Source organism: Trichococcus sp., from assembly GCF_049589555.1.
Classification (GTDB): Bacteria; Bacillota; Bacilli; order Lactobacillales; family Aerococcaceae; genus Trichococcus.
In genome coordinates, this window is record NZ_JBAWAZ010000025.1 from 1 (window position 1) to 11612 (window position 11612).

Below are 11612 nucleotides of genomic sequence, written 5' to 3' on the forward strand. Positions count from 1 at the left end.
GCCGAATTGGCGCAAGGCAAAGAAAGTAGCTTACCGATCGAGGATTATCCGGTAGCAGCCTACGTCAAATCGACCGGTCGTTAGAAAAACATAAAAATATTATCCGCTGGAGTTCTTATTTTTGCTATCCCAATGAAGTTGAAATATAATTATCTTAAACGGAGGTGGAAAATATGTTGAAAGAATTTAAAGACTTCATTATGCGCGGGAACGTTCTTGATCTTGCAGTCGGGGTTGTCATCGGGGGTGCATTCACAGCAATCGTCAATTCATTAGTAAAAGATATCATTACACCGATCATCGTGGCCATGACCGGCAACGCAGATTTGACGGGCCTCTCCTTCAAGATCGGACAGGCAACCTTCACGTATGGTAATTTCCTGCAAGCCGTAATGAACTTCCTGTTGATTGCCCTTGTCATCTTCCTAATGATCAAAGTAATCAACAAACTCAAAGGCAAAATGCCTGCTGAAGAGCCAATGGAAGTTGAAGCCGAAGTACCGGTTGTTGAACTTTACCTGAAAGAGATCCGTGATTTGATGGTGAATCAGAACAAAAAAGCTGAATAAGAATCAGCACATAGGAGCTGCCTCGAATATGGAGGCGGCTTTTTTCGCCCCATCTTAACGGAAATGCGCGCTATAATAGTAACGAACATCCACTTAACATCCCATTTGGTGCTCATGATATGTCCAATCTGGCTGCTTTTGTTTTGGAAATGATCATCAACCGACATATATTTACCGGAAGAAGTATGCTATCCTATTCAAAAAAAAGGAAGTGGATAGATAATGCCCATAAAAGCGATTGTTTGTGACATGGACGGTACCTTGTTGACGGCTGACCACGCCATCAGTCCCAAAACCCAGGAACTCCTCCTGTCGCTCCAGCAAAAAGGCATCACGCTGGTATTGGCAAGCGGAAGAAGTTACTTGCGGCTGATGCCGGATGCCCTGAAACTGAAGATGGATTCCCATCAAGGTTATTTGATTGATGTAAACGGCAGTTCCATTTATGATTGCAACTCTCAAACCAGGGAAAGATTAGGGATAATGGATTCCCAGGACATCCAAAAAGTCACAACCGTCTTCCGTACATTCAATGTTGAGATCCAATTCTCCCAGGATGCCGGCCTGTACACCTATTTGCCGGATTCACTGTATGCCTTAAAGAAGAAGATCCGCGGCGAAATGAGACTGCCCGACGATTATCCTTGGGCTAGCGGCATGTACAGTTGGCTATGCGATATGCGCGACGGCTATCCTGAACAAAAACTGATCCTTGATCTGAAGGACGCGCCAGCTTCTTGCAACAAAATTTCGATCAGCCAAGACCCGCATTTTATGGAAGCCGTAACGCAATCATTGCCTCATTTAGGTCTGCATGATGATTACGAATTAGTCTTTTCTGATGAAAGGAAGCTTGAAATCACCAAAAAAGGCATCAGCAAAGGCAAAGCCTTGGATACCTTATTGGAAAAACTTGGCATTTCCAATGAAGAAGTGGCTGTTTTTGGTGACAGCGAAAATGACATCTCCATGCTTTCCGGCAGACCCTACTCCTTCGCAATGGCTAACGCGCTGCCCAACGCCAAGAGCGTGGCAAACTATACAACGCCTTCCAATGATGATGAAGGTGTCTATCATGGCTTGAATCAATTGATATCAGAAGGATTGCTTTAATAAATGCGGGAGTAAGTGGCTATCTCTCAAATGAGGCAGCCCCTTCTTTGTGGTTTGGTGTTCGAGTTCGTAGCAGATTTCCCCGCCAAAATGGTTTCGACGGGGAATCTCGCGTTGTCCGCGGACGTTTTTCCCCGCCAAGGTGGTTTCGGCGGGGAATCTCTTGTTGTCCGAGAGCGTTTTTCCCCACCAAAATGCTTTTGGCGGGTTTTCTCTGAGCATAAATTCAATTCCCATACAAAAAAGGGCTGTAACAAACCAGAAAATCCTGTTCTGGTTTGTTACAGCCCCTTTTTTTGCGCGTCAAATCCGGTGGATCGATGCATTCATATAAAAAATAATTTTCCCCTGTCAAAAATAGATCCTCCACAATCCAAACACCAGCACGAGCGCCAGCAATAGCGTGTGTGCTTTGATCTGCATGAACACAACAGCGATGAATTCGCGCAGAAAAGCATAAGGCAAAAAATAAAGCGGCGTCCAGGCGCCCAAACCGTCCGTTTCCAATCCCACTCGATGCGCATAGAGACTGCTGCGGACCACATGGAAATTGTTCGTGATGAAGAGGCATTTGTAGCTTTCTTTATAAGCATCCATGATGCCCTTGGAGTACAGAAAATTCTGGTACGTGTTGACGGACTTGTCTTCCTCAAGGATCAGTTCTTCCGGGATGCCTTTCTCGATCAGATAACGTTTCATGGCATACGCCTCGGAAAAAGGTTCGTCTATCCCTTGCCCTCCGCTCACAATCAGACGGCAGGGCCGCTTCTGCGTGCGCTCTGTCTGATGCCTGAAAAACCGGATTGCTCTGTCCAACCGTCTCTGCAGCAGCGGACTGATGCCGCCATTCGGCAGCAATCCCGCTCCCAGGACAATGATAAAATCTTTATCCAAGGAAACCGGAATGAGGCCGTAAAAGGCTGTCGCGATAAAAAACAAGATCAGCACCACACCGAAATAGATGATGAAGTAGCCCATCAAGCGCATGAAGCGCCAGATCAGGTAATGATGGAACACAAAATAATTCAGCAGGAACAGCAAATCCATCAATAAAATGAAGGCGCCCACCGCGACCAACAGGCCGTACCGTTTGGCCCAGCCCTCTTTTTTGAGCAACAGCAACCCATTGAAGACAAGCGCCAGTCCAAAAAACAGGAAAGCGAACGGTGAAATCAAGCCAAACAAAACACGGAAAAGCATCACCGCATAACGGATCCACGCCACTTGGGGCGAGTCGTTGCCCTGCAGCATCCCCACGAATAGGAACAGCAGCGCCGCAACCAGCAAGTAGCTTTGAAATTGTCGGTTTTTCCCCATCCTCCGGAGTGTCATGACCCCGCCTAACGAGAATATACTCAGTAAATAGAACAGCAACGGTCATCCCTCCTGTTTAGAAGCCGTGGAAAGCTTGGTACACTTCCTGTTTCTTCATATCCCTGATTTTTGCAGTCTCTTTGATCGCATCTTTGGAAGAAAGCCCCTGTTCCGACATCAGCTTTTCCACCAATTCGGCGACGCTGAGGTCATCAAATGTCTGTTCAACAGGCATTTCCGGGTTATCATTGCCGGCTATCATCAGGCAGATTTCCCCTCTGATTTCCGTTTCTTCGGCCCAAGCAGCCAATTCATCCGCCGAACCGCGGATGAATTCCTCAAAGCGTTTCGTCAATTCGCGGCAGATGACGACTTGGCGCCCTTCACCCATCACGGTTGCGATATTTTTGAGCAGCTCCTTCAACCGGTAAGGCGATTCATAGAAAATCATCGTTTCTTCTCTGTTCTTCAACGACTCCAACTGGGCCACTTGATCCTTCTTCTTGCGCTCCAAGAAGCCGAAAAAGTAGAATGGTTGCGGTGCCAATCCGGAAGCAATCAATGCGGTCACACCGGCATTGGCTCCAGGCAACGGCACAACCGGCACGTTTGCGTTGATGCAGGCGCGCACCAAATCATGGCCCGGATCGCTGATCGAAGGCATCCCTGCATCACTCACTTGAGCGATGGATTGGCCCCCGAGGAGTTTATCCACCAATTGCGGAATGCGCTCTTGGGTATTGTGCTCGTGGAAGCTGATCTGGGGCGTATCCACTTCGAAATGCGTCAACAATTTCCGCGTATTGCGCGTGTCCTCAGCCGCGATCAGATCCACTTCGCGCAGTATCTTTATGGCACGGAAGGTCATATCCTCCAGATTGCCGATCGGTGTCGGCACTAAATAAAGCGTTCCGCTCTCGTGCTGTTCATAACTTTTTTGCAGTTGCATCTTTGTTCTCCTCTGATTTCGATTCATTTTGGTGGCTCTGGCAACCCGCTAAACCCCGCCCGGTTCAGAGCTGGATACGCTGACCCCGCGCACCTTCAAAAAATTCTCTTTCTGCTTGCGGTTCAGCTTCTTGAATGCCGCCTCTGCTTTGGTCGCTTCCGCTCTGGAGCCGAATACTTCATTGTAGATCATTCGGACAGGGCGGCGCGCCTTGGTATATTTGCTGCCGATGCCTTTATTGTGCTCCTGTTCGCGCCGAAGCGTGTCCGTCGTGTAGCCGGCATAGAACGAGTCATCTCCGCAATGCAGCACATAAAAGTAGTGCTCACTGCTCGCCATAGAGGACATCCTTTACCTTCTGGCTGTATTCCCCTTCTTCATTGTACACAACGAGCGGCGGCAGCACACGGAAACCGTCCTCTTTGCCGTCCTTGATGCCTTCGATCAGGATCATGTTCGCTTCCTTGTTCTGTTTCGGGTAGATGAACTGTAGTTTCTTGGGCGCGATCCGGTTGTTCCGCATCGTTTCCAGAATCTCCATCAAACGATCCGGCCGATGGACGAAATAGGCCTTGCCTTTCATCTTCAGCAGATGGCTCGTCTGTTTCATCAATTGGTCCAACGTCAGATGGATTTCGTGCCGCGCAATCGCAAAAGCATCCAATTCATTCGTGAAACTGGATTCGGTCAGCTTGAAGTAGGGCGGATTGCAGGTGATGACGTCAACAGAATCCGGTTTGATGAAGCGGGTCACCTCATTCACATCCGCGTGCAAGAAGGAAACCTTCTCCTCCAACTGATTCAGCTGGACTGTCCTGCGGGCCATATCCACCAACCGGTCCTGCAGTTCCACCCCGACGATCGGGTTCTTGGTTTTCCCCGTCAACAGGAACGAGACTGCCCCGTTCCCGGCACAAAGATCGACTATCTTTGCCGGCTTCACGCGCGGCAATTCCGCGAAATCCGCCAACAGCACCGCATCCAGCGAAAAAGAGAACACGGCTGAACTTTGGATGATCTGGATGTTTTCCCTTTTCAGCACATCCAACCTTTCGCCTTCCTTCAATACATTTTCCATTCCTATTCCCCTTTGTTTATATATCATCAAACATGCAGCAACTGAAATAAGCTTCAGCCCGCATAGCCATTGCATTTATCCTCAAAACAGAGGCCAGGACTTCTGTCCCCGCCTCTGCCAGTCATACATCCATCAATTGTTGACAGTATCCGCAGTTGCGGCATACTTTTAGTTTTTCCGATCTCTTTCGCCGTAGATGACATCGATACAGAAAACACAGGGCTCATCATTAAGACGGCGGGAACCATAATAAACATTGCAGACATGAAAACCATCTTCGTACAGCTTCTGTAAATTCAGACGGGACTTCGACATTTCTGGCTCTTGCTTCTGCGCATCTTCTTTTTCCTTCGTAAGGAAATCGATCCGATCACGCAGATGCTGGTTCTCGATTTGAAGATTTGCGTTCTCTTCTATCAGGTCATCCATCTTCTCTTGAATCTCTTTAACATCTGCTCCCATCGATGAAATACGGCTTTCCACCCGATGGAATTGGTCATACAAGGCACGTTTATCCATTTTATCCACTCGCATTTTCCATACTTATTTTTCAATCTTATCGTGCAGATCTAACATTCTATAATTCTGAACTGGCAAACTCAACCGTCTTGTTGTGCTCGAACAGACGCACTTTGACGACTTGACTGAGCACATTCAATTCCACAACTTTCCCCTTGCCCTCAGGCGTCAGCACTTCCTGCCCATAATCAGGCATCGCTTTTCTGAGGGAAACATACGTATCGTTCTCATAATTCAGGCAGCACATCAAACGCCCGCACAAACCGGATATTTTGGTAGGATTCAAGGACAAACCTTGATCCTTCGCCATCTTGATTGAAACCGGCACAAAGTCACCTAAGAAGGTCGAGCAGCAGAGCGTTCTTCCGCAAGGTCCGATTCCTCCCAGAATCTTGGCCTCATCGCGGACGCCGATCTGATGCAATTCGATCCTCGTGCGGAAAACAGCCGCCAACTCGCGGACCAATTCCCGGAAATCGATCCGGCCTTCCGAACTGAAATGGAAAGTCAAACGACTGCGATCGAAAGTGTATTCCGCTTTGATCAGCTTCATCTCCAATTTCAGCTGCTTCATTTTCGTCTTGCATACGGCAAAGGCTTCTTTCGCCTCCGCGCGATTCTTTTCATCCTGCTCGAGATCCTTTTCGGTCGCAATGCGGATGATGTTTTTATGCGAAAGGATGCCGCCTTCTTCATTGCTTTTTTTATCGACAATGACGACTTGGCCAATATCGACAGCATTCCCATTATTTATGATCAATTTTTCGTCCATTCTGTACTTTGTCTGGCCTGCTTCATAATAAGAGATGGGCCCGACAGGCATAAAACGAACACCAATTACGTTTTTCATTTTCTTTCTCCTCCAGAAGCTTTATCTATAGGCTATTCCCGAGCGCGATCTCTTCCAGTACCCCTTGGAGCTGAACATTTGCTTCCAGATGTTTCTTTCCATTGAGGATATTTTCCATATGCCGGGTGATTTCCTGAGGATGCAGTTTTTCTGCAATGCGCTCGTAATCTTTTCCGTGATTTTTGTTGACGATAGCTTGCTTATTGCTGTACTTGGTATACAGTAAATCACGGTAATAGAATAATAGCAAGTCCAAAAAGAAGTGCCCATCATTTTTGTCCTTCAGCCCGTCCATCAAGTCGGTCTGCACAAACACAAATGCTTGGGGATTTTTATCGGTCATCAGTTGGAACCAAGCCCACGTCCGCTTCTTGGATTCGTGGAAGCTTTCCTCTTGGTTCAGCAACAGGGCTTCCTCTTGGTTATTGGTGATGGCCGCCAACAGCGCCGCATTTTCATGCTGAATCCCCTGCGCCTCCAAGGTTTCCCCTAACGCCTGCTTATTGACGACCTGGAAATGGACGATTTGGCACCGCGAGCGGATGGTCGGCAGGATATTCTCCTTGGCCGTGGTCATCAGAATCAGGTACGTGTCATTCTGCGGCTCCTCCAGGAACGTAAGCAGGCTGTTCGAAGCACTGACCGTCATTTTTTCGGCGTCATAAATCAGATAGACCTTGCGGCTTCCTTCCATCCCGCTTTTGGAAAGCTCCGCCTTCAGTTCACGGACTTGGTTGACTTTGATGGTGTTGCCATCCGGACTGATTTCCGCCACATCGGGAAATTCGCCTGCAGCAATCCGAAGGCAATGATTGCAGTGTCCGCAAGGCTGACCATCCTGCAACTCCTCGCAAAAGAGTGTTTGGGCTATCCAACGCGCCAATTCCTCTTTGCCGGTTCCACGTGCCCCTTCAAACAAGTAGGCATGGACCAGCCGTTTTTCCTGAATCGTCCGTTGGAACCTTTCGAGCAGTTCCGGTTGTTGCCTCATCAAAAGCTGTGTCACACCATCCATCCTTTCCTTCGTCATCAGAATCTGTGAAAACTATCTACCGGTAAAACAAACACGGTCGCTCCGCCTACATGCACTTCCATCGGATAGGCGATTGCATTGTCCAACGGCACATCCATGCTTACTGGTGTCGCTACAAATTGCTCGCGCGCTTCGCAGTTGGTTTTGATGATCTGCAATACTTCATCAACCCGTTCGTCTTCCACACCGATCATGAAAGTGGTATTGCCGGCGCGCAGAAAACCGCCTGTAGAAGGCAATTTCGTAGCGCGGACGTTCGCTTCCACCAACTCATCGGACAGGATAGCACTGTCTTTATCTTGAATTATAGCCATAATTAATTTCATAACAAATCCCCACTTTCTGTATGTTGAAAAGGCTGATCAGTGATGCTTGGCAAATGATCTTGCTCTAAAAATAGCTTGGAAATCTGTTTTTGATGATGTGATAGCACGCTTCCGCTACAGCTTCACGGCTCATCGTGCCATCGACGACCACTATCCGTTCCGGATTAGCCTTCGCCAATTGCTGATAGCCGGCTCTGACTTTTTCATGGAAGTCGAGTTTTTCTTGATCCAAACGATTGTATTCCCGTTCGCCCAGATTCGCATGGATCCTTTGAATGCCTACTTCCGCCGGGACATCGATATACAACGTCACATCCGGCTCGAGACCTCCTGTTGCGAATTGGTTGATTTCACGGATACCCTCTTCACCGATGCCTCTTGCATAGCCTTGATAAGCGATTGAACTATCGACAAAACGATCACAAAAAATGACGTCTCCACTTTCCAAAACGGGCAACACCTTTTCGATCAGATGTTGGCGGCGGCTTGCCGCATACAATAAAGCTTCTGTCCTAGAATCCATGTCCGTATGCGAAGGATCCAGTATCAACGAGCGGATCTTTTCCGCAATCGGGCTTCCACCCGGTTCTCTCGTCGCTACTACTTTACGGTTCATCTCTTGTTGCAGACGCGGCACTACTTGCTGCAACGCGGTTGTCTTGCCTGAGCCATCCGGCCCTTCGATTGTGATGAAAATCCCTCTCACTTTGCACACTCCTACGATTCTAATACTTCCATTATACGCTAAATGAAAGTTTTTTTATACAGATGAATCCGATATAGCTTTGTCAATTTTGCAACAATTAATTGCCGTTGTCGGCTTTTTCCGAAAACAGAACCAGGAAAATGTTTTTGGCTCCGAGTGTGCCTGAATTGCGTGTGCCGTCAGGCCGAAAAGATGAATACCTGTTGCTTATTCATGTTTTCGACCACATTCCGGCCTCTAAGCATGAATACCCGAGATTTATTCATGTTTTCGACCACATTTTGACCTCAAAAGATGAATTCTTTCGATTTATTCATGTTTTCGGCCAACATCCGCCAATCCCCACAAAAAAAGGGACAACCCCATTCCACATGGGCGCCCCTCTTGATACTCCTATGTTTGCTTCATCTGCGTATTGTACAGCGTCGTATAGATTCCGCCTTTTCTGACGAGCGTTTCATGGTCGCCTCGTTCAACGATTTTGCCTTTCTCCAGCACCAAGATTTCATCAGCCGACAGGATCGTCGAAAGACGGTGCGCAATGATCAAGCTCGTGCTCTTGGCAAGGATCGGCTCGATCGCTTCCTGGATGGCATGCTCGGAGATGGAGTCCAAGGAGGAAGTGGCCTCGTCGAAGATGATCAGCCCCGGTTTGCGGAGGATGATCCGGGCGATCGAAAGCCGCTGTTTTTCGCCGCCGGAAAGCTTCATGCCGCGGTTGCCCACGACGGTGTCGTAGCCTTTCGGCAGTCCGCTGATGAACGCGTGGATATTGGCCTCGCTACAAGCTTTTTCGATTTCGGCCTGCGTGGCATCGGGCTTGGCGTAAAGCAGATTCTCTCTGATCGTGCCGTTGAACAAGTACGTATCCTGCGTCACCACTCCGATGTGCTGGCGCAGATAAGCCAAATCGAGTTTGCGGATGTCCACGCCGTCCAACAGGATCCTTCCGCCTGTCACATCATACAGTCGCGGAATCAGGTTGATGATGGTGGACTTGCCCGCTCCCGAAGGCCCAACGATGGCGACGGATGATCCCGGTTTCAGTTCGAAGCTGACGTTATTCAAGATCGGCTGTTCCGGATCATAGTGGAAGGAAACCTCTTCAAAAACCAGCTCGCCTGTAAACGAATCAGGCTTGAGCGCCTCCGGATGGTTGTCGATTTCCACAGGCAAATCGAAATACTCGAAGATGCGGTCGAAAAGCGCCATCGAGCGGATCACATCGACTTGGATATTCAACAACGAATTGACCGGCCCGTACATCCTGCCCAGGAGCGCCACCATGACGGTGATGTCCCCGATTGTCAGATCCGTGTTGCCGTATTCGATGATGAGAATCCCGCCGACCAGATAGATCAGCATCGGGCCGATGTTCGTGAAGACGTTGATCACGACCCGGAACCATTTGCCTGCCATGCTTTCCTTGATGTTCAAGCGGATCATCTGTTTGTTCGCCTCCTGATAGCGGTCGAACTCGTAGTTTTCCGTGACGAACAGCTTTGAAAGCAATTGCCCGCTGACGCTGAGGGTTTCGTTCAGGATCTGGTTGATGTCGTCATTGTGCTTCCGCGAAGCCAAAGTGATTTCCCAACGCCTTTTACCCACGCGCTTCGTCGGCAGGATGAACAACGGCACCACCACGATGCCTATCGTCGCCAGCAATGGGCTTTTCGTGTACATCGTGACGAGCGCAACCGTCAACGTCGCGAAATTCTGCAGGATGCTCGTCCAAGTACCCGTCAGCACGCTCTGCACGCCGCCGATATCGCTGGTCATGCGGGTGATGATGTCTCCCTGCTTGCTGGTCGTGAAGAACCGGTGCGACATCCGCTGCAGATGGCTGTACATTTTGTTGCGCATGTCAAAAGTGATGTTTTCCGCCATCCAGACATTGACATAACTCTCCACGACGCTGATCAGATTGGCGATGATCAACACCCCGAACGAGAGGCCGATCAGACGGATCAGCACAGGCAGGTCCTGCTGCAGCAGACCTTCGTCGATGATGCGGCCTGTCAGGATCGTCGGAAACACGCCGAATACCGACGAGGTGATGATTGCCAGCACGGAGACGATCAGTTGCTTCCAATAAGGAACGAGATAACTGAACATCCGCTTCAGTAACGGCGCCGTGATTTTAGGGCTGTTCTGTTTTTCTTCCTCCGTCAGGAAACCGCCGCGGCCCCCTTTGAACCCGTTGCCGCCCATCATTGCTCACCCGCTTGGTTTCTGAAGTCCTCCAAGGATTTTGTCAGTTTTTCGCAGAGCGCAACAAATTGTTCCTGCTCATCCAACGTCAAGCTGTGATTGATGTGCTCCCTTTCCGTTTGGCGCACTGCCTTCATTTTTTTCAATAAAACATACCCCTTTTCTTGGATAAAAATCCTGTTTCTGCGCTGATCAGCCGGGTCTGGCTGGCGCGTCAAAATCCCGTCAGCCTCTAGCCGATTCAGCATCTCCGTCAAGGAAGCCGGCCGGATCCCCATCTGGTCTGCCAATTCCCGTGAACTCATCCCGTCGTTTTCCTGCAATACCCGCAATAGCCGCCCGGCACCGCGTGATTCGTGCTTGGCCGGATTTTCCTTGCGCCGCAGCGTGCGCATCAGCTTCATCGCGCTGCCGATGACATCTTTATTTTGTTCTTCCATAATGCTTTCCTCCTCCAGATAGTTAGGTACCTATCTATTCTCCCTTATTATATTAGGTACCTAACTATTTTGCAACAAAAATGCCTGCGCTAGGTGTTCCGACAAGCGGAAAACATGGATATCTGTTGATTATCCATGTTCTCGACAACATTTTGGTCTCTAAACATGAATTCTGTCGAATTATTCATGTTTTCGATCACATTTCGGCGCAAAAACATGAATTTTTTCGGTTTATTCATGTTTTCTCCTGATTCACTAATGTTTAAAGAGCGCAAAAAAACCAGACCGCCGCCGGTCTGGTTCTTTGTCATTCCGAATGGAAAATATCTTCCGCGCGGTTCGTGCGCTTGCGCCAACGGAATTGCTTGGCTTTTTTTGGTGCGGAAATATCCGCTTGGATCTGTCTTTCTTTGGCTTCCCGCAGCAGGAACAGATATTTCGCTTCCGCTATCTTCTCGAAGATACGCAAATCTTCCGGCAAATCATAGGCATTCTGCTGCAGTT

General features: G+C 48.9%; 14 protein-coding genes. 2 read left to right on the forward strand and 12 right to left on the reverse strand.

All coding sequences use genetic code 11. The features are described 5' to 3' along the window. The first annotated feature begins 173 nt into the window (after window positions 1-173). Both mscL and WBV27_RS01360 read left to right on the forward strand, forming a co-directional pair. Window positions 174-569 (forward strand): large-conductance mechanosensitive channel protein MscL, encoded by a 396-nt coding sequence (gene mscL / locus WBV27_RS01355; protein WP_424198741.1) that lies wholly within the window; start codon window positions 174-176, stop codon window positions 567-569. A 222-nt stretch (window positions 570-791) separates the two neighbouring features. Then, on the forward strand, window positions 792-1682 hold the full coding sequence (locus tag WBV27_RS01360) for an HAD family hydrolase (RefSeq protein ID WP_424198743.1): 891 nt from the start codon (window positions 792-794) through the stop codon (window positions 1680-1682). Between the two features lie 351 nt (window positions 1683-2033). Here the strand turns inward: WBV27_RS01360 and WBV27_RS01365 are convergent, their stop codons facing one another. From WBV27_RS01365 to WBV27_RS01420, 12 genes are all read right to left on the reverse strand, one after another. Further along, entirely contained in the window at window positions 2034-3056 is a 1023-nt protein-coding gene (locus WBV27_RS01365) for a YdcF family protein (RefSeq protein ID WP_424198745.1), read from the reverse strand. Between the two features lie 16 nt (window positions 3057-3072). Next, on the reverse strand, window positions 3073-3945 hold the full coding sequence (rsmI, locus tag WBV27_RS01370; RefSeq protein ID WP_424198747.1) for a 16S rRNA (cytidine(1402)-2'-O)-methyltransferase: 873 nt from the start codon (window positions 3943-3945) through the stop codon (window positions 3073-3075). A 48-nt stretch (window positions 3946-3993) separates the two neighbouring features. After that, the gene (locus WBV27_RS01375) at window positions 3994-4284 is read right to left on the reverse strand and encodes a GIY-YIG nuclease family protein (protein WP_424198749.1); all 291 of its coding nucleotides are present in this window, start codon (window positions 4282-4284) and stop codon (window positions 3994-3996) included. Next, window positions 4271-5023: a tRNA1(Val) (adenine(37)-N6)-methyltransferase gene (locus tag WBV27_RS01380; protein WP_424198751.1), complete on the reverse strand. Its 753-nt coding sequence runs from the start codon at window positions 5021-5023 to the stop codon at window positions 4271-4273. Before WBV27_RS01380 ends, WBV27_RS01375 begins: the two co-directional genes overlap by 14 nt. A gap of 168 nt (window positions 5024-5191) precedes the next feature. Next, window positions 5192-5542 carry a DNA replication initiation control protein YabA gene (locus tag WBV27_RS01385; RefSeq protein WP_068562380.1) on the reverse strand — a complete coding sequence of 117 codons (351 nt, stop codon included), beginning with the start codon at window positions 5540-5542 and terminating at the stop codon, window positions 5192-5194. A gap of 58 nt (window positions 5543-5600) precedes the next feature. Next, entirely contained in the window at window positions 5601-6392 is a 792-nt protein-coding gene (locus tag WBV27_RS01390) for a PSP1 domain-containing protein (protein ID WP_424198753.1), read from the reverse strand. A gap of 25 nt (window positions 6393-6417) precedes the next feature. Further along, window positions 6418-7407 carry a DNA polymerase III subunit delta' gene (gene holB / locus WBV27_RS01395; protein WP_424198755.1) on the reverse strand — a complete coding sequence of 330 codons (990 nt, stop codon included), beginning with the start codon at window positions 7405-7407 and terminating at the stop codon, window positions 6418-6420. Between the two features lie 14 nt (window positions 7408-7421). Further along, window positions 7422-7751 (reverse strand): cyclic-di-AMP receptor, encoded by a 330-nt coding sequence (locus tag WBV27_RS01400; RefSeq protein ID WP_086630095.1) that lies wholly within the window; start codon window positions 7749-7751, stop codon window positions 7422-7424. A gap of 64 nt (window positions 7752-7815) precedes the next feature. Further along, the gene (gene tmk, locus WBV27_RS01405) at window positions 7816-8457 is read right to left on the reverse strand and encodes a dTMP kinase (protein WP_424198757.1); all 642 of its coding nucleotides are present in this window, start codon (window positions 8455-8457) and stop codon (window positions 7816-7818) included. Between the two features lie 393 nt (window positions 8458-8850). Then, a complete protein-coding gene (locus tag WBV27_RS01410; RefSeq protein ID WP_424198759.1) occupies window positions 8851-10671 on the reverse strand; it encodes an ABC transporter ATP-binding protein in 1821 nt (606 codons plus the stop codon). Continuing rightward, complete coding sequence (locus tag WBV27_RS01415; RefSeq protein WP_424198761.1) at window positions 10668-11108, reverse strand: MarR family winged helix-turn-helix transcriptional regulator; 441 nt, start codon at window positions 11106-11108, stop codon at window positions 10668-10670. Before WBV27_RS01415 ends, WBV27_RS01410 begins: the two co-directional genes overlap by 4 nt. A gap of 307 nt (window positions 11109-11415) precedes the next feature. Then, a partial coding sequence (locus tag WBV27_RS01420) for a DUF2508 family protein (RefSeq protein ID WP_424198763.1) occupies window positions 11416-11612 on the reverse strand: 197 nt, incomplete at its 5' end.